Genomic DNA, 20,017 nt, shown 5'->3' with positions numbered 1-20,017 from the left:
TTTTAAGAATTTTTCTATTCGCGTCTTTTCAAAGCGATTTTAAAACCGATAAGATTTAAAAGCACAGGCAAATTGCAATAAAAAGCCCTTAAATCAATAATTTAGGGGCTTTTTATTACAATTCTCTCCAACAGATCCATTTAATCGTATGTATTTAGGTGAACGATTCGTGATACGTCCGAAACCTGTTGTATGCTGTTTCCGGAACAGGATGATTAATAGTTCCGAAACTCCCATCTTAAAAAATTTCAGATAATCTTCGATTTTAACATGTGTTAACGTTTTTGCAGCTGTACAGCATGATGTTTGTGATGTTGTAAACACCAGGCATTTAAATGAATAAAACAATCGTATTATGCTGGTAGTATTACTCTCCATCAGTACAACAGGGGCGCAAACTGCTACAGAAATTCACAAAAAATATAATCTTGTCAATAACGACTTAGCGATCAAAGGTTATGATCCTGTTGCATATTTCACCTTTAATAAAGCTAAAAAGGGCAATAAACTATAGCAATTACTTTAGAAGGTGTAACCTATTATTTTGCTACTGCACAGGACACGGACCTGTTTAAATCCAATCCTGAAAATACTCCCCACAATATGACGGCTGGTGTGCTTATACTATGGGCGCAACCGGTGAAAAAGTAAACGCTAACGCATAAGCATAGAAAAACATGGCGACGAATTTGCCGTATTTGTAAGCATAAATGGGAAACCAATGCACCAGTATAGAGAACCGATTCATCTGCATATTGATCGTCCCTTTTATGTTGGCATTGGCTTCTGTTCCATCAACCTGATAAAATAGACACCTGTGCACTATCTGATGTTGTTTTAGAAAAATACGGCAGGCAACGTCCATAAATAATTTCCTAACTTCGTTTTCCGAACTAACTAATCATTAATTAACCTTATGAATCGTTTCAAATTTTTCTTCGTGCTTTTTATAATGCAATTTGCATTTACACATAGCTCAATGGCACAAAAGCAATTTAAAGTTTTACTGGTTACTACCACCAGGGGATGGCATCACGAATCCCTCCATGCCGGCGTATTAGCCATTCAACAATTAGGTGTTCACAATTTTTTCGATGTCGTTTTATGGGAGGACCCTAATGGATTTACTGATAAATACCTGGAGCAATTTCAGGCCGTAATATTTTTAAATACCACAGGCGACATTTTTGACGCCACTCAGCAAAAAGTGATGGAGCGCTTTATTGAATCAGGCAAGGGCTTCGTCGGGATACATAGCGCCTCTGATACAGAGTATGATTGGGAATGGTATACCAAACTTGTAGGTAGAATGTTTCATATTCACCCTACGGTGCAAACTGCCAAAATGAAGGTTCTGGATAGCACTTTCCCTGGCTTGCAAGGATTTGCAAATGGTAAATTATGGACCGAAGAATGGTATGAATTCGGCCCTGAGAAAATCTCTGGCCTTAATTATATTTTAGGAGTAGATGAGTCTACTTATAACCCTAAGGCAGATTGGGGCCCGCGAGGTAAAGGCGAAGGTATGGGAAAGTTACATCCGCTTTCATGGTACCATGAGTATGATGGCGGTCGGGCATTTTATACAGCCTTGGGCCACTTACCAACCAATTTTAGCGAACCTGCTTTTTTAGACCATTTGTATGCTGGTATTTTATGGGCCGCGACAGGAAAAAAATAACCCTTTGTGATTTAGCAAACAACATCACTTCCTCTAATCCCTCCAGCACCTCAATTCACAAAGTCGTGCTTTCCGGTTTTTTTCCACTTTATTTACATGTAAGATCAAATTTTCTTATCTTTAAATAACGGTTAGTAATATTTACGAGTCAGTGAGTGATTCGGTGAGTGCTTTACAAATACAGTTATAAATAACTGATAAACAACACGCTACACAGATGGTTCGATTCCCGATCTGAGTACTTGAACAAAAAAAGACTCGCTGATTACCAGCGAGTCTTTTTTGTTTTAACCCTCCCGAAAAGAGCTAACCTACTTTTTTTCGAAGTCTTTTTTTTGATTGCAAATCTTCCACCACCTACTATCAAACAGAAATTCTTATGGACTGAAAACAACAAGTTGATTAACCACAATTATTCTGTTTACACTAAAGTACTTATACAATCAAATTTTATATCCTAATGATATCCTGATAAAAGAATATTTATCATTAGTATTTAGAAAATCACGGTAATTATTATGCAACAGCAAATATCTAAACTTGGAGTCGGCGGATAGCTGACGAAATAACCGGTATCGCAACTCCCCGGATAGTACATGCAGAAAATGGGTTGAGCTATTACCATTAATGGTTATAAACCAACCCCAACGGCTCGAAAATTGGCATCGTTGGAGAGTAATTGCTAAAAGAAATGAATGGGGCTTATTTATTGATAATAACAGGCTGACCAACCCAATTATATCCGCTTTTACTAAAGGGATTATAAGTATTATATAAACTTATAAAGCCCCCATTTTCAACTGTTCAACAGCATAATTAGCAGCACGTGCTGTAAACGCCATGTAGGTTAATGATGGGTTTACACATGATGATGAGGCCATAAATGAACCATCGGTTACAAATACATTGGGTGCATCCCAAACCTGGTTCCATTTGTTTAATACGGATGTTTTAGCATCGTACCCCATCCGTGCTGAACCCATTTCGTGTGTGGCACCTATGTTTTTGTGACGTTCAAAACCTTTTACGTTTTGTAAACCGGCTTTCTCTAACATTTCAATAGCATCAGCTTCCATGTCGATCTCCATTTTGCGCTCGTTGTCCTTCAACTCCATGTCAATAGCAAGTGTATCGAGGCCCCATTTGTCTTTAATGCTTTTATCTATGGTCAACTTGTTTTCGTGGTAAGGTAATACCTCACCAAAGCTTACGATAGACATAGACCATTGCCCAGGCTCGGCCAGTGCATCCTTAAAATCTCCGCCAACCTGTATCTCCGGGATTTCCCGGCTCCAGGTTTCACGGCCCGCCCCACCCTGGTAACCGAAACCCCGTACATAATCCCTTTTCTCGTTAAACAAATTTCTATACCGTGGGATATAAATGCCATTAGCACGCCGCCCGTAATAATATTTATCGCCATAACCCTCTGCAATGCCCGCAGCACCTCCGCCTACATGGTGATCCATAATATTATGCCCTAACTCATTACTGCTGCTGCCCAATCCACCCGGCCATATATCAGTTGCCGAATGCATCAGGATCCAGGCGCTGTTAAATGTCGAGGCATTCAGGAAAACTATTTTGGCGGTGTATTGATAAGTAAGTTTGGTTTCTGCATCCAGCACCTCTACCCCTTTAGCTTTCTTAGTATCCTTGTCATACAATATCTGCGTAACGATAGACCATGGCCTCACCGTCAAATTCCCGGTTGCCATAGCGGCTGGCAATGTGGCTGCCTGTGTGCTGAAATACCCACCAAACGGGCAGCCCAAAGCACAGCGATTACGGTACTGGCAATTGGTTCGTCCATGCAAAGGAACGGTGAGATTAGCGGTACGGCCAATGATCATTCTGCGTTCATTGGGGTATAATTTAGCTATGCGTGCCGCCACATCTTTCTCCAAAACATTCATCTCCATTGGCGGTAAAAACTGGCCGTCGGGCAGTTGAGGGAGGTTTTCATGTGATCCGCTGATACCGGCAAAGCGTTCTACATAATCGTACCAGGGTGCAATATCTTTATAACGCACAGGCCAGTCAACCCCAACGCCATCTTTTAAATTGGCTTCAAAATCAAAATCGCTCCAGCGGTAACTCTGCCTGCCCCAGGTTAAGGAGCGGCCGCCAATTTGGTAGCCCCTTCGCCAGGTATAAGGCTTGATCTGGGTATATGGGTTTTCCTTTTCATTCGCCCAATAATCGGGGTTCGATTCATTTAATGCGCCGCTTTTATAAACTACTGGCCTATCCCCCATAGCTTGTTGTGTAGGTGCATCGCGATGCGGTAGTTCCCAGGGTGCTTTGTTGGCGTTGGTATAATCCTTAATATGTTCAATGTTTCGGCCGCGATCAAGCAGAAGCACTTTTAGACCTTTCTCCGTCAGCTCCTTAGCTGCCCATCCACCCGAAATACCCGAGCCAATCACAATGGCATCGTAATGATAGTTATTCATGATACCTCGACGTTTTAACCTTGTTATAATTTAAACTCACATGATTTCCCATGGCATATTGTATCCCTGCCAGAATATGCCCGAGATATAAAGGATTTGAGTAAGCCTCATCAAAATGGCCAAGCGCGGTATAAAAAGCCCGGCCACCATCAAATTGGTGATACCAAGCCAATGGATGATACACACCGTTCTTACCACCCTTGTAGGTAGTTTCATCGGCCATTAATAATACATGCACATCGTGCGGCACTTCTTTAAAATTGTACCACTCATTTTTCCACGGCCACCTTGCCGGTAAGTTTTTGGTTGAAGGATCTTTAGCGTCAGCAACTACCACTACTCCTGATTGCGGCTCCGGATGATCGCTGAAAACTGCGCCAACCAATTGCCCATACCAAACCCACTCCTTCTCTGATGCGGATGCAGAATGGATACCCATGTAACCGCCACCAGCTTCAATATATCGTCTGAAATCTGTTTTCTGCACCGTATCCAGTAAATTACCACTTGTACTTAAAAACACCACGGCTGCATATTTTTTCAGGCTGTCTTCCGTAAAGTAAGTCGCATTGGTTGTAGTATCTACCGCAAAGCCATTGAGCTTTCCCAATTTTTGAATTGCTGCCATACCCGCTGGGATAGATTCGTGATGATAACGGGTTGTTTTGCCAAAAACCAAAATCCGTTTTTGTAAAGATTGGGCTTGGGCAATAGTATTTAGTAAACACATGATTGCAATGCCCGTTATCAGCTTATTCATTATTTACCTCCTTCAGTTACAATAAATACCATGTCAGATTTTGCAGCAATTTCGGAAACTGATAATTCTACCTGTTCGCCCTTCTTTGTCAGTGTTGCTTTTTTGTACTGCCCCGATTCGCAATCGTAAACTCTAACTGTAAGTTTGCTGCCTTTTGAATCAAATTGCACACGCAGGGCTTGTTTAGCATCTGTAGGATTAAAAGCATAAACAAAAGTCTTTCTTCCTGCCTTCACACCCAATGTCTTCACATCCGCTACCGAAGCTGTAGTTTTTACCTGTTCAAGGTTATTACCGTTGGCAAGCATCTGATCTGAAATAGTTTTTACACGATTGAAATAAGCATCTGTTCCGCGGTTATCAAAATACTCCCACCACCACGACATAGGCAGTATCGGTGTAGGCGAAAACAGCCCATACCATAAGCCACGTTTAAAATCGCTGTCCATCTCCAGCGGGAAATCGTCAAAGTTTTTAGACCAGTCCCACTCATAACTGTACTCGCCTATTACATACGGTTTCTTAAAGTCGTCTTCATACTTCACAATAGCTTCGGGGATGCTAGCGGTGTTTTTATAAATATGTTTCTGATTAAAGTCGATGCATTTCAACGAGTTCAAACCCTTTAAATCTCGGTGAGAAATACTGGTGGTTACCAAATGCTGATAAGGATCTGTCTCCTTAATATACGCGCTCATCACATCGTGCCAAACAACAATAGAATCTGCGCTGATGGGTTTAGCTTTATTGCCGAACTGTACGTTATCAACCTCATTAAACAGCTCCCACGCACCAATGCTGGTACTGTATCCCCAACGGGCGATGATATAACGCAGGCGATTTTTGTAACGCTGCATCGATTTTGGGTTCACAAAAAAATCGGCAGCATTGGGCGAGAAGCCACCATCGCGGGTATTGTAATCGCCCTGGCCAAGTGTGAGCATGATGTACACACCCAACGAATCTGACAGCGTAACCAGCCTGTCCATTTTTGCGATAGCGCTTGGGTTAAAATATTTGTCTGACGGTGTATAACGGTTACTGTTAAAACCTTTGTGCCAGTCTATCGGTAAATTCCATGCACTAATCCAGGTGCGGTAAAAGTTACCGCCGTGTTTAGCCAGCGATGGCAGCATGTATTCGTAATTATACTTAGGGTTTTCGTGCAGACCTTTGAAGAATTTAGAGTCATCACTCGAGCGAGATTCCCAGGCAATGTTCTCTCCTATTCCGCGAAAAGGTATACCATTATCAAACTGAAAAGCCCAGTTATTTTTAGGATGAATAAATCCGTTTTTTGCGGACTTAGCTACTGCAAATTGTCCTTCTTTTGAAGTGCTTACCGCATTACCGGACTTACTAAACTTAAAAGTATAGTGGTAAGTTCCTGTTTCCTGTGGTGCAAAACGGGCCTTCCAGGTAGATTCGGCACCACTTTTGCCCGATTCATAATAACAAGGCAAAATCAGTTTTTTCCCTGCGGGAGAAGTGATCAGCATATCGAGTGCTACATCTTCCTGCAAATACGGGTTATCCCACTGCCCGGTTAGTTTAATGCTGAACTCGGTTTTCTCGTACAGTTTCGCATTTTTATTATCCTGCGAAAACGAATTGATTTGGGCATAAGTGAGCTGGCTGGCTAAGATTAAGAACAACGTGGCCAGAAATATTTTTTTCATATCAATTGATGTTTTAGTTTAATTATTTGTTGTAAATACTATCCAGCAGTACATAGCGTTTCAGGTTTTTTTCGGGCTGAGATTTGGACTCAACGTCCAGTATCATCACTTTAGGGATGCTGCTTTGCAAACCATACCAGGTAGGCAGGCCTTCTCCGTTAGGGTTGCCGGTTTTAATAAAATTGGCAAAGTAGTTTTGCATAGTTGCTGATACTTTGTAATCATCGGGTGTCCAGGCATAAACCTTATCCAATGAAAGGTTCCCCATCGCATATTCAATTTCTGAAGCATGCGGCGCACCCAACAACGGCCTCGATGGCGGGTTTAACGGTTGAACCATAGGCGGCAGCTTATGCGTAAATAAATAACGATAAACCGGCTTGCCATCTGTTTTGCTGTGCAGATCTATCCATTTCCAGGTGGCATAAGCAATAAAACGGTCGGACGCCAGATCGGTAGCTACTTGTTCTACATCGGCATCAGTAGCTGCATTGTAGAGTTTTAAAACCTCATCTGCCCTATCGCCATAAAGTGTCTTCACTTTGGTTTGATAGTTGGTAAGTGTTAAAGAATCATTGCCCATCAGTGAGTGGTAATTAACCTCGGCAGAGTTCCATCCGGCCAGCAATGGTACATCCATTTGCAAACCTGTGCCGTAGATTTTAATTGGAGATTGCGGAAAGAAATAACCATCTATAGTTACCGGGAAACGGTTCATATCCAGATGGGCTGTTAGCTCTAACAGCCCATCTGCGGGAATTTTACGCAGATCTGCCAGCGAGCTTGCATTAGCGGCAGTCATAAATTTGAGGCCTTTCTCTTCCCCCTCTTTTAGCGGGCTTACTGAATTGATGCCCAAACAGGAACCGCTTTCGCCAATAGCTCCCCTGAACAAACCTTTAGACAATGGTGAGGCCACTTGCGAAGAAACAGACATAGAACCTGCTGATTCGCCGGCTATGGTTACTTTTTCGGAGTCGCCGCCAAAGGCTGCAATGTTTTTCTGAACCCAGACCAGGGCCGCATGCTGATCCATCAAACCATAGTTACCCGATGAATGTGTGGGTGATTCTTTAGTCAGCTCTGGATGCGACAGGAAGCCGAATATGCCCAATCGGTAACTGATGGTTACGGTTACAATTCCTTTTTTGGCCATACTCTCGCCATCGTATCTTGGTTCAGAACCATCGCCTGCGGCGAAACCACCACCGTAGAAATAAACCAGCACGGGTAGTTTTTCAGTAGCTTGTTTAGCGGGGGTCCATACATTCAGGTACAGGCAATCTTCGCTCATACCATTGCTTCTGAAAACCATGTCGCTGTAAATAGCGCGCTGCATAGCTTTTGGTCCAAAGTGTGTGGCATCACGAGTGCCGGTCCAGGCTTTGGCAGGTTGTGGATTTTTCCAACGCAAATCGCCAACAGGTGGTGCGGCAAATGGGATACCCTTAAACGAGCGGATGCCGGATGCTTCTTCGGTACCTTTTAATATGCCTTCGCTTACCATAACCGTAGTTTGCGCTAATGCTTCTGACAAAGGAAACATCAAAATCAGCAGCAGTAATATTTTATTCATCTTCATAGGTTTATTATCTGATTACCATACAAATGTGGCTGCCGATTTTTCCTTCATCGTTACATCGGCAACCTTTCCTTTATAACTAATTGCGAAATGCTGCGTTGCATTCCCTTTATTGGATACAATCAGCACCGTTTTACCTTCGGGAGTTTCGAAGGCCACGTTAGATAAGCCATCGGGCACATTACTTTCTATCCGCACCGAACCCGCAGGTACAAATTTGGATACATGTGCCATGGTGTAATAGCCCACATTTCGCCCCACTTTATTATCCTGAATAGTGATTGCTCCCTGGCACGATGGACAGCCGCCGTTATCGGTATGTGGCTTATTGTTTTGATCGGCAGCCAAATTCCATAGTATCACATTACGGCTCCAATTTCGGGTAGCGCCAATCATGATCCGGTCGACGGGGTTAGAGACATTGAACTCACCACGGTTAGTTACCATCATTTCGGTGAAATAAACGTTGCGGTTTGGGAAAGCTTCGTGTGTTTTAGTGAGCGCAGTAATCGGCCCCGCATATAAGTGATAGCCTGAACCATCGATGTATTTATTAGCTTCCGGATCGGTCATAATAGAGATCGGATACTCCGGCGCATCACAATTATGATCGTACAAAATGATCTTGGTTTTTATACCTGCCGACTTAAATGCAGGCCCGAGGTTATTCTTAATAAAGTTCAGTTCTTCCTTCGCGAAAAACTGCATGCTGGGTGTGTTGCCGTTATTAAAAGGCTCGTTTTGTACCGTGATGGCATCTATGTTAATGCCATGCGCCCGCATCCCTTCAATGTATTTCACAAAGTATCTGGCGTAAACCGAGTAATATTCGTCCTTTAAGCGGCCACCCTGAATGTTATTATTACTCTTCATCCACAACGGTGCCGACCACGGCGAGCCCAAGATTTTGATCTTCGGGTTAACCGCCAGGATTTCTTTCAACACCGGAATTACGTCCTTTTCATCTTCCTTTAAAGTGAAATGTTCGAGTTTCACATCGGTCTGTCCATCGGGCAAATCATCATAAGAAAATGTATGGTCATTTAAATCTGACGAACCAATGCTCAGCCTTAAATAACTTATGCCGATACCGTTTTCGGTATGACCGAATAACTCTTGAATCAATTTCTTGCGTTCATCAGCAGGCATACCTATCATTAGCTGTGCGCTGCCGCCGGTTAAGGCAAAACCAAAGCCATCAACCGATTGATATTTTTTGGATGGATCGATAGTAATAACCGGCAAATCAGATTGTGTATTGCTGCCAAAAGTTATAGCTGGTTGTTTGCTGAGTAAAGTTGTTTGGTCTGATGTAGTCAACCACCAGTCTGCCTTTTGTTGCGCCAGGCAAGGGATTGAGAAGCCTGCCACCAAAACAAGTCCTGTTAAAAAAAGCCTTTTTAATTCCATTATACTTCTTTGTTATAAAATATGCGTTGCAATAGTTCGCGGGCCTCATGGTCGGGGTCTACGCGGACTGTTGATTGATTATTGAATATCATCATGGCTCCTTTTTGCTCATTAAAAGACGGCCATTTAGGTAAACCATTATGATTAGGATTTCCAGTACGTGCAAAACTGATCCAGGCCATGGCCATCTGATTAGCTAGTTTACGGGCTTCGGCACTGTCGCCGGTATAGTTTTCGCAGCGGTTGGTATTGGCAAAGGCAAAAGGTATCTCACTGCAATGGAATGATCGCGGCCTACCATCCAACACCGGCGTATGCCAGGCAAACATATACAAGTAAACAGGCGCAGCATTTTGAGCAACTTTACGCTCGGCCTGCAAGTAGGCCATTGGGTTTTGCGCGCTAAGGAATGATAAAATTTCAACAGGCTTTACATCAGGATGTACTTTGCGGATTACTTTGTAAAAGCTTTCACCATTGGCGCCGTACTTATCTGAAAAGCTTTTTTTCAACCCTTCCTCATCCAGGTTTTCTAAAGGCGCATTATCGATACTTGCTGAAGCCTCGTTACGTGTAGTACCCACCATAAACGGGATATGTGCCGAGATAGCGGATGCCGTTGGATCAAAGGGATGAGCAGGTAAAATACGCCCATCAACCACAGGCTGCAAACCAGACCGTCCTACTCCTGAAGGAACTGCGCCACCCATTTTCTTTTCGGCTACAGCCAAAGCTGCTAAAAGTTGTAAAGGCGATACTTCCTGAATTTTATCGATATTTTCTTTGCTGATACCGAGTTCTGTAAGCACAATAGCTGTAATCTGCGTAGCATATTCGTGTGTGGCTACCTGTACAATAGAATTACTTTGAGAGATAGCCCTGTGAAACAATCCTTTGGCCGAAGGCATGGCCATTAACGTAATAACCTTGGTGCCACCACCAGATTGGCCGAAGATGGTTACGTTATCTTTATCACCCCCGAAATTACCTATGTTATCCCTCACCCATTCCAGCGAAGCTACAATATCCAGCATCCCCACGTTGGCTGATGAGGCAAACTGGCTACCATAATCTGCCAGATCAAGATACCCGAAAATATTAAGCCGATGATTGATGGATACTACCACTACATCGCCCAGCTTGCTCAGGTTTTCACCATCGTAAGACGGATGTTCCTGGCTGGAGCCGGAGAAAAACCCTCCGCCGTGGATCCAGAACATTACCGGCCGTTTTTTGCCATCGTTAATGCCTTGCGACCATACATTCAGGCGCAGACAATCTTCATTCTGATAGCCATCTACCCACTGATACAGAAACCCATACTCCTGCTGCGACCAGCCCGTATTAATTTTCTGCGGACTAATTGGCCCGTAAACCAGGCAATCTTTTACACCAGCCCAGGGCTCTGGTTTTACCGGAGGCATAAAGCGGTTCTTTCCGGCGGTATTTGCGCCATAAGGTATCCCCTTAAATGTATAAATGCCATTTCGGATATAGCCTCTCACTTTACCACTGGTGGTAACAGCCACAGCCTCATTGGCCGATGCTGTTACAACAGGTTTACCTTGGGGCGAAGGCGCGGCGCTTACACTGGCCGGCAAGGCACTTGCCAGTCCGGTCGCTGTTGCCAGCAGCCCTGCTTTTTGTAGAAATTCCCTGCGATTGTTTTTCATAGGTCGATGATTTCGCGTGTAAATTTTAATGTTTTATAGATGTTGTTTTGTTCTTTAAAAGAATAAACAGTGGTTCTTTGTGCGTACTTAAATTATCAGTCGAAAAATATCCGTTGCCCAATAATATATCCGGCTTGCCATCCCCATCGGCATCCGCCACATCCATGGTAATGCCTTTCTGAAATGGAGTTTTAACAGGCAGCGACCATGCCTTGAAATTAAAGCCGCCTTTATTTTCGAGATATACAAAGGCTTCCTCCGGCTGTGCTGCTGCCGGGAAGAAACTAATGGTGGCTATGTCCAGGTCGCCATCGCCATCAAAGTCTTTAACTATGGCTTTGTAACAGCCATTTATCGGGAAGAAATATTTTTGACTGAAGTTATTTTTACCATCATTGATGAAAATGTAAACGCCATGGTACGGTTTCAGAATCTGGGTATAGTCGCCATTATCACCGCAGGTATAAATAATATCGGTATAGCCATCGTGGTTAAAATCAACCAAATTAAATGAGGTTGAACCATACGCAGGCGGGAAACGCAATACCTCTCTTTCATCAAAGTGCCCGTTGCCTTTATTGGTGTACAAGAAAATACCTTCTTCGCCCTGTGCAAATTGTGCCCAAATATCGGGTCGGCCATCATGATTGTAATCCTGCACAATGGTACCTAACGCTCCCGGTCTGTTACGTAAAATATGCTCGGTGTATTGGCCATTCCCTTTGCTTTCCATCCACGAAAGCTTGCCGACGAGGTTACCAAACTCAGAAATAAGGTAATCCTTTCTGCCATCACTATTTAAATCGGCTCCCGTAACTTTAACCGGGCGGGCCAATTTGGTAAACAGCGGTTCATTGCTCCAGGAGAGCTTACCATCTGCTCCTATTTTTACCGGCACTATTTCGCCATTATGTAAGTTGTTGGCGCTCATATCTTGCCCTATGCTGCAATACAGCATGTTGTTTGGGCTGAGATCGAAATCGACCACAGGCCCGCTTGTCGAATTTTGGCTTAGGAGGTTAAGCTTGTTATCAAACACCAACATTTTGCTCGCCATACCATCACTTACCATCAGGCGGTGCGGGTTTACCGAAGTATCTATCTTTACAAATGAGGTAAGCGCCATTTTGCCGTAAACAACTGAGTCCTTTGGCATCAGCACCTCAAAAAACGGGTTGCCGCGCTCAATACTAACCGGCCTTTTTTGCGCGGGCAAGATTACGGGAGCAGAAGCGATGTAGTAATTAACGATGCTACCCCATTTTACAGAATCGATGATGGGATGGGATGGAAAATAATCTGAAACCTTAACATCACGGGCGCGGTAATAACCCTGCCCGTGATATTTAGTGATGCCCAGAAATGGCCCCATGCGTGGTAAAGCGCCTCTGTACCACATTTCTTTGGTAAGCAAATTGGGATCGGGCAGCATGTGACATGATTGACAATACTGCAGCGCCAATGCCTTGCCATCGGCCAATTCTTTGGCCGATGGGTTAACACTAAGCTGATCTTCAACTGCATCCGATTTCTTATCGCTGAAGAAGGCATACCTGATCAGTACAACATCAACAACAAGAAATATTACCACAAAAACGATGGTTTTATAGCGCTTTACTCCACTCATTCAATACGTTATAATATATCTAATATAACTATGGCAGCTTTAATGCCGAAACATCAATCACCACCACTGTTTTACTAATGGCCGAATTAAGCTGATACTTTGTTGGGTTACTCAAGGCTACACAAGCTACCAGCTTTTTGCCGGTATATGTTTTCAGCTTGGCTAAATCGACTGACATGTAAAAGGTGTTTTGATTAGCCCCATCCGGCACATCAACCGTGGCCGGGATGGTGTGAGCATCAACCGGTAAAACTACCGCGGTATTACCCAGCGTACCGCCGGCAACAACCTGGGCAGCTGTATCGGCACGCGATATAACGCTAACCGAAAATGCATCATTACTCTGCAAACCGGCACGCTCTACCCCCAACATTACGTTTACTTTGTTGTTTTTGGCATCAACCTTATAATTGTACGTGGCCGAATCTTTACCCGCAGGTACCAGGTAGTTTACCGTGGTACCGCCTGTAGATGTGGCTTGCGGCATAAAAATATTGGTATAACCATAAGCCACGTGGTTATCATCCTTCTCGCAGCCAACTATCACGGCTGCCAACAGTAAGGCAGCCATGAGCAGCGATTGTTTTATATTTAATTTCATCATCATTGATCTTTTAAATATTCGTTTCATTAACCGGGATATTAATATCCCGGGTTTTGTTGAAGTGTTCCTTTTGAATTAGAGATCTCGGCCTGTGTGAAAGGGAAATAGTACATGGCATTGGTAAATACCCGGCTGGCAATTACAGCATCCTGATAGGTATAAACGCCTGCGCTTACCGCTGTAACCTTCACTCCTTTTACAGGTTGATTTAATACGGTGGCTGCATCTTTCCAACGTAGTAAGTCCCAGTAGCGATGATCTTCGAAAGCCAGTTCTATACGGCGCTCATGTTTTAACGCGGTACGAAAATCTGCTGTACCAGTTGCCGTAACAGCAGGCAGAGATGAGCTTGCACGGTTACGTACTAACATTAATGCCTGCCTTGCTGACATGGTGAAACCAGCCGGAACCACATCCGGTCCGTAAGCTTCGTTCAAGGCCTCGGCATAATTCAATAAAACTTCGGCATAACGGAACAAGATCCAGTGATGCTGGGCAGTTGCACCTTGTGTAAGATTTAGGTTATCTGTCAGAAATTTTTTGAGGTAATAGCCCGTTTTGCTGGCGTTGGTATTAGCCATATCATCGGTACCACCAGCGCTTTCATTAATAACCCGGTTATTCCAGGTGCTGTTGTTGGTCACCACACTTGCCGCCAGTCGCGGGTCGCGGTTAACGTAAGGGTTTGTAGCGTTTGGCGTACCGGTATACTCGTAATCGGCTACCAGGTTTTGTGTAGGTGTTAAACCTGTTTTACCGCCAGCTGTTGCTACCGGATAATTGGCTTTTTCGAGTGCATTATCGGCAGCACGTTCTACCAAAAATATGGTTTCATTACTACCCAGCGGGTTACTACCTGTAAAGTAGGTAGCGTAATTGCCATCAAGCGCATAGTTTAAACCTGCGGTGGTTATTACATCGCGGGCAGCTGCAGCTGCGGCCTGCCATTTGGTAATATCATTTGACGGATTATGCAGCGGACTTGCAGCGTACAGCAATACCCTTGCCTTTAAAGCCAGCGCCACACCTTTAGAAAAACGGCCAAAGTTGCCTGTAAACGATGAGGTTTTCCAATTTAACTGCAGGCTGTCTTTGTAAGTATCAACCTCTGATACAATAAAACTTACCACATCATCATAGTTCGATTTTGGTACCTGTGGGTTGTCCATTTGTGTAATGGGTAGAGCCGTTTTAATCAGCGGAACGCCACCATAACGTTTAATCAGTTCTGCATAGTAGTAAGCGCGGGCAATATGTGCTTCAGCACGGTACCATTTTACGTTTTGCTTATCGTTATTGTAATTTACCACATCAGTTATGGTATCGCGGTTAAGCGCCAGTAATGCCTTTGCGTTGTTAGAATAACTCAGAAAATAATTGGCTGCGCGGATACCGTTATAAAAGTTTTTGTACGATGATGTCCCTTTTACTGCCGTATCAATCGGGTTGTTGAAGGAGTTTAACACGCCCTGATTAAATATCATTGCACCAGGCGAGTAAACGGATGCCTGTGCCTCATCTGTGGCATTGGCAAAAAGGTTACCATCCAGCACGTTAAACCCACTTGGCAACGACTGGTAAAATGCATTAGCAAAGCTAAACAGCGTAGCACGGTTGGTTACAATGGTATTGGGGGTATCAAAAGTATCTATTTTGGTATCGAGGAAATCTTTTTTACACCCGCAGAAACAGGCCAGCAAAACGGTGGCGATAAGTGGTGTGTATTTATATTTCATATTCATTTTTTTTGAAATTATTTATGATTAGAAACCTACTATTACGCCTATGTTGTACGATTTAAGACCTGTATAGCCATACGTGGTTTCGGGGTCGATATGGTAATCTTTCAGCAATGAGCTCCAGGTAACAGGGTTCATGGCATTTACGTAAGCCCTTAGCTTACCCAAGCCCCATTTTTTAATAAGTGCTGCCGGGAAGTTATAACCCAGCTCAACATTACGGATGCGCAGGTAATCGCCGCTTTTGATCCAGAATGAACTTGCAGTACCATAGTTATTGATATTGCCCACTGTAGTTAAGCGCGGATAGGTAGCTGTTGCACGGGTATCAATACCCTGTTCCGGGTAATAAGCCCATGCACCCTGTGCTATCTGATAAGCATTACCGTTATTGATAAAGGCAACAGTTTGCGAAGTAAGGTTGGTATTAAGCAGGTTTACACTGTAACCGCTTACGCCCTGAAACAATGCGCCCAGATCAAAGCCTTTAAAATTAACACTGGCACCAAAGGCATAAGTTAACTCCGGGAATGGTGATTTGCCAATCTTGGTAACATCATTTTGATCTACCTTACCATCGCCGTTAACATCCTGGTATTTTAAGTCGCCGGGCTGCACCAAACCGAATGCAGGAATGGGCTGACCTGCTTTTAAAGTACCATCGGTATTAAAATCGCTTTGCTGGTAAAACCCTGTTGATTTCAATCCTCGGAAAGTTCCGTAAGGTAAACCTGTTGCACCGTTGTAGGCATAGTTAGGTGTTACCTCGGCCATGTAATCAACCTTGTTTTTATTGTAGGATGCTTGTCCGTTAATGCTGTAGCCTACTTTACCGAAATGATCGGTATAGTTCATACTCACCTCAAAACCTTTATTGGTCATTTTACCAATGTTCTGGAACACAGCAAGCGTGGTTCCGTTGTTATATCCAAAATCGCTTGGCAGGGTATTGTTAAGGGTGAGGATATTGCTGCGCTTATCTAAAAATGCATCGATGCTCACATCCAGCTTTTTGAAGAATTTAAGATCAGCGCCGATGTTGTATTTCATGCTGATCTCTGGTTTTACATCAGCATTGGCAATGTAACGCGGATTAAGCGTTGTTTGTGCCGATGGACCGGTTGAACCAAAATATACACCACTCGCATTAGACTGATAGTACTGCTGGTATAAATAACGGCCGTTCAATGTACCGAAACCAAAGTTCGACATATCATTGTCAGAACTACCGGTACGGCCCGCAGATGCCCTTAACTTAAAGTAGCTAACAGTCTTGTTATTTTGCAGAAATGCTTCGTTGGATACGATCCACGCACCTGAAATAGCAGGGTATAATCCCCAGCGGTGGCCGGGTGCATAAGCATCTGCCCCAAAATAAGAGAAACCAAGTTCACCAATGTATTTATTCTTGTAACTGTAGTTACCGCGGCCGCTGATATTTTGATAATGGTATTCGAACGAGTTAAAATCATCTGTACGGTAAGCATATTGCTGGTAATTTACAGCCGATGTAATACGGTGATCACCAAACTGGCGGTCGTAACCCAGGGTAACCGTTCCTTGCTTAACATCAATGTTTTGGTTAGCCATTAGCGTACTGGCTACAATGGGTGTGGTGGTATTTGTGGTAGTAGTTACACCATTGTAATAGCGGGCATAGTCAGAATATTTATTATAAACACTCTGTGCCGAATTGTTAAACGAGAATGCTTCATCCAGATACAAACCTTTGGTTATGCCACTCAGGTTTTCTTTCAAACCGAAGTTACCTTGCAGGTAACGGGTATGCAGGCTTTGTACCCCCAATGCATTTAATGATGCAACCGGGTTATTAGGATAAAGCGTGGTGCCCGACCAATGACCCGCAGCATCTTTTACCGGGTAAATATTATCCGGATAGCTGGCGAGATCTTTCCATAACGAGCTACCCAGTGTACCATAGGCAGTATTATAAGGATAATCCGGCTGTTTACGGTCTTCGATGCGGCCATTCAAATCAACCCTTGCTTCAAATATTTTAAACATATTGAAGGTGAGGTTGCTGCGCAGATTGTAACGACCGAAAGTTTGATTTGATGTAATGTCTGAATTTGATACATCGTACAATGCCTTTTGGTTCGAATAATCGAGTGTTACGTTGTAGCGTACAGTAGAATCTCCTCCCGAAAAAATCAGGTCGCCATCAGTATAAGGTGTACGATTTTTCAAAACGGCATCGTACCAGTCTACATTAGTACCGGTGCCATTAGCATAGGCTTGCAACTGAGAAGCGCTGTATTTCGGCGTCCAAACATTGCCATTATCATTACTGATAGCCTGGTTATACAGGTTAGCATAGTTATACGAGTTTAAAGGCTTATTAATATTAAGCGCACTCTGAAAGCCTGTACGCGCCTGAAACTGCACCGAGGCCTTGCTTATCTTCCCACGTTTGGTGGTTACATAAATTACCCCGTTTGCCCCTCTTAAACCGAAGGTTGATAATGCAGCTGCATCTTTCAAGATTGAGATGCTTTCAATTTCGGCAGGTGTGATGTAGGAGAAATAGGCCAAGGTGGTTTCAAAGCCATCTACAAACACTTTGTAAGTGTTATAGCCGCTTGTACCGGCTGCAAGTGAGCCGATGCCACGGATACCCATGTTGGCATAGTCATTACCTGGTTCGCCATTGCCTTGCAGCACAGTTAAACCGGGTAAGCGGCCGTATAAAGTATTGGTAATATTAGGTGCAGGTGTTTTATAAAGCGTGTCGCCCGCTACTACAGATACCGCAGCTGTCGATCGTTCTTTACTCACGTCGAACAGCCGGCCCGGCTCTTTTTTTGGCGCATTGGCATTGCTGGCAGCGCTACTGTCTCTTTTGGAACTCACCGTTGTTTGGGCTGATGCCGGGTGGTTTAAAACCCCAAGCGCCAGGCCAATAAACAGGCTCCGTATTATATATCTTTTATTCATTGTTCTCTTAATATGGTGTGATAAAATGAAGTTGGGGGTTAGTAACCGGGGTTCTGAACGATGATCCCCTTATTGATCTCCGCCTGTGGAAACGGGTCGAGGTACATTTTGGGGTTCCAGTAAGCCGTGTAGGTTACATAATCCTTATAGGTTAATAAGGCCGAAGCCAGGTTAACGTTGGCTGCACCAGGTACAGTGGTGAACGAGAACTCACGCATTGCGCCGCCCAGTAAACCGTTACCTATATCGTCCAGCTTCCAGTGCTTAACCAAAAAGTAGCGTTGGTTTTCGTTGTAAAACTCAACCGCCCACTCGCGCTGGATTGCCTTACGCAAAGCCGACTGATCTGCTGTAGTGATTGACGGCAAACCTGCCCTGTTGTGCACCACATTAAGGTTCTCCAGCGCTTTGGCCGTATTTCCAACTTCATTATAGGCTTCTGCCAGATTGAGGTAAAACTCAGCCATACGGAACAACGGGAACTCCATCCACAAGCGTGAGCCTGCATGGTAATAGAATTTAGTGGTAGTGGCGTTACCTTTACCCTGTCCACCGTTCTGGTTAATAATACCACGTTGCCAGCCCGCTACAGACCAGCTATAATCGCCTGCATTGTTGGCGGCGTCAATACCCGGGAAAAGGTTATCAACCAAACAACGTGGCTCCATTTGCATAATCTTAGTATTATACTCGCTATAAGGGCGAGCTGCATCATTAATACCCGGCCAGGTTTGGTCGGTACCATCAGCTTTGTAATAATTGGTCATGAAATTGCTGAGTGTGCCGCTGTTATCGGTATCGTAACGGTCGCCGTTAAGGTTGTAATAAGGCGAACGGTTAAAGTATTTAGGGATACCGTTTCCGCCCTCGTCAACCTTGTAGGCCAGTATTACCTCGCGGTTTGATGGGGTCGATGTTGCATTACCATAATCATCAAAAGCTTTGGTATTTGGCGTGTTGATGCCGCCACCTGTGTTAATAATGCCGTAACCATTGGCATTAGCCCAGCTGATCATAGCCTCGTTAGCAGTAATAGCAGCAGTCCAACGGTTTTGATCCTGATTACCAAAGCAAATCATTTTGTTGTTGGAGCCAAAACTCAAGTAAGGCGTTGCCGTGTTAAATAACGGGCGTGCAGCAAACATTAAAGTTCTCGCCTTAATAGCCAATACCGATCCCTTGGTTAAGCGGCCGCCAAAGTTATCAGGCCATTTATCGGGTAAGCCCGCAATAGCTGCATCGCAAAGCGTAGTTACCTGATCCAGGGTTTGCTGTAGCGTACCACGCGGTACCGATAAATTATCGCTGGCATCAAAACTTTTGGTAACGATAGGTACACCACCGTAGCGGATAAACATACCCATGTAACGATAAGCGTTAAGGCCTGTCATTTCGGCTTTTATGGTGGCTTTGGTAGCTGCATCCATATCGCTTACCTTATCTACATTTTCCAATACCAGATAATTTTTGCGGATCGATGCATAATCATCGCTAAACTTGTCATCGGCCAAAGCATCATTACCATCGCCCGGGTTTGGCGACATACCATTGCCTGCTATCAGGAAGGTGGCGTGCCAGTTATAACCCTTACTCATTTCGCCCGAAATACCTGATAATGTACCGTGGCCTAAACCGCTGTAAGGTAATCCCTGTATCAAAGCGAGCCTGTAGGCTGCCGACAACGCGCTTAACGCCCCGGTGGTGTTGCTAAATACCGTTTCGATAGTACTACTACCTGTGGTATTTGGCTTTTGCAGAAAAGTTTTCTGACAAGAGTAGATGCCTGTTACCAGCCCCACTCCTATTAATAAATACAATAGCTTTTTCATATTATATATGATTTTATAATAT

General features: G+C 44.0%; 14 protein-coding genes. 2 read left to right on the top strand and 12 right to left on the bottom strand.

The genetic code is table 11. The features are described 5' to 3' along the window. Window positions 1–355: 355 nt before the first annotated feature. The gene (locus PQO05_RS13060) at window positions 356–514 is read left to right on the top strand and encodes a hypothetical protein (protein ID WP_273633361.1); all 159 of its coding nucleotides are present in this window, start codon (window positions 356–358) and stop codon (window positions 512–514) included. A 105-nt stretch (window positions 515–619) separates the two neighbouring features. Here PQO05_RS13060 and PQO05_RS13055 read toward each other — a convergent pair whose 3' ends face one another. Continuing rightward, window positions 620–823: a hypothetical protein gene (locus PQO05_RS13055; protein WP_273633360.1), complete on the bottom strand. Its 204-nt coding sequence runs from the start codon at window positions 821–823 to the stop codon at window positions 620–622. Window positions 824–979: 156 nt separating this feature from the next. On the opposite strand from PQO05_RS13055, the gene PQO05_RS13050 reads away from it, so the two are divergent. Then, entirely contained in the window at window positions 980–1,681 is a 702-nt protein-coding gene (locus tag PQO05_RS13050) for a ThuA domain-containing protein (RefSeq protein ID WP_273633359.1), read from the top strand. Window positions 1,682–2,460: 779 nt separating this feature from the next. Here PQO05_RS13050 and PQO05_RS13045 read toward each other — a convergent pair. The 11 genes from PQO05_RS13045 to PQO05_RS12995 are packed head-to-tail and all read right to left on the bottom strand — an operon-like array spanning window position 2,461 to window position 19,995. Continuing rightward, complete coding sequence (locus PQO05_RS13045) at window positions 2,461–4,137, bottom strand: GMC oxidoreductase (protein ID WP_273633358.1); 1,677 nt, start codon at window positions 4,135–4,137, stop codon at window positions 2,461–2,463. Continuing rightward, the gene (locus PQO05_RS13040) at window positions 4,130–4,897 is read right to left on the bottom strand and encodes a ThuA domain-containing protein (RefSeq protein ID WP_273633357.1); all 768 of its coding nucleotides are present in this window, start codon (window positions 4,895–4,897) and stop codon (window positions 4,130–4,132) included. Before PQO05_RS13040 ends, PQO05_RS13045 begins: the two co-directional genes overlap by 8 nt. Further along, entirely contained in the window at window positions 4,897–6,576 is a 1,680-nt protein-coding gene (locus PQO05_RS13035) for a DUF5060 domain-containing protein (RefSeq protein ID WP_273633356.1), read from the bottom strand. The genes PQO05_RS13040 and PQO05_RS13035 overlap by 1 nt, the downstream gene beginning before the upstream one ends. Window positions 6,577–6,598: 22 nt before the next feature. After that, window positions 6,599–8,152 carry a carboxylesterase/lipase family protein gene (locus tag PQO05_RS13030; protein ID WP_273633355.1) on the bottom strand — a complete coding sequence of 518 codons (1,554 nt, stop codon included), beginning with the start codon at window positions 8,150–8,152 and terminating at the stop codon, window positions 6,599–6,601. 21 nt (window positions 8,153–8,173) lie between these two features. After that, complete coding sequence (locus PQO05_RS13025; RefSeq protein ID WP_273633354.1) at window positions 8,174–9,568, bottom strand: glycoside hydrolase family 30 protein; 1,395 nt, start codon at window positions 9,566–9,568, stop codon at window positions 8,174–8,176. Further along, on the bottom strand, window positions 9,568–11,241 hold the full coding sequence (locus PQO05_RS13020) for a carboxylesterase/lipase family protein (protein ID WP_273633353.1): 1,674 nt from the start codon (window positions 11,239–11,241) through the stop codon (window positions 9,568–9,570). Before PQO05_RS13020 ends, PQO05_RS13025 begins: the two co-directional genes overlap by 1 nt. 25 nt (window positions 11,242–11,266) lie before the next feature. Further along, window positions 11,267–12,868 (bottom strand): FG-GAP repeat domain-containing protein, encoded by a 1,602-nt coding sequence (locus PQO05_RS13015; RefSeq protein WP_273633352.1) that lies wholly within the window; start codon window positions 12,866–12,868, stop codon window positions 11,267–11,269. 28 nt (window positions 12,869–12,896) lie between these two features. Further along, the gene (locus PQO05_RS13010; protein ID WP_273633351.1) at window positions 12,897–13,499 is read right to left on the bottom strand and encodes a hypothetical protein; all 603 of its coding nucleotides are present in this window, start codon (window positions 13,497–13,499) and stop codon (window positions 12,897–12,899) included. Between the two features lie 11 nt (window positions 13,500–13,510). After that, the gene (locus PQO05_RS13005; protein ID WP_273633350.1) at window positions 13,511–15,208 is read right to left on the bottom strand and encodes a RagB/SusD family nutrient uptake outer membrane protein; all 1,698 of its coding nucleotides are present in this window, start codon (window positions 15,206–15,208) and stop codon (window positions 13,511–13,513) included. A 27-nt stretch (window positions 15,209–15,235) separates the two neighbouring features. After that, on the bottom strand, window positions 15,236–18,166 hold the full coding sequence (locus PQO05_RS13000; RefSeq protein WP_273633349.1) for a SusC/RagA family TonB-linked outer membrane protein: 2,931 nt from the start codon (window positions 18,164–18,166) through the stop codon (window positions 15,236–15,238). A 38-nt stretch (window positions 18,167–18,204) separates the two neighbouring features. Next, window positions 18,205–19,995, bottom strand: coding sequence for a RagB/SusD family nutrient uptake outer membrane protein (locus PQO05_RS12995; protein ID WP_273633348.1), 1,791 nt, complete (start codon window positions 19,993–19,995; stop codon window positions 18,205–18,207). Window positions 19,996–20,017 lie beyond the last annotated feature (22 nt).

This window comes from Mucilaginibacter jinjuensis (genome assembly GCF_028596025.1).
In the GTDB taxonomy this organism is placed as follows: domain Bacteria; phylum Bacteroidota; class Bacteroidia; order Sphingobacteriales; family Sphingobacteriaceae; genus Mucilaginibacter; species Mucilaginibacter jinjuensis.
Note: the sequence above shows the minus strand (reverse complement) of the source record. Positions and strands in the feature narration are given on the sequence as shown.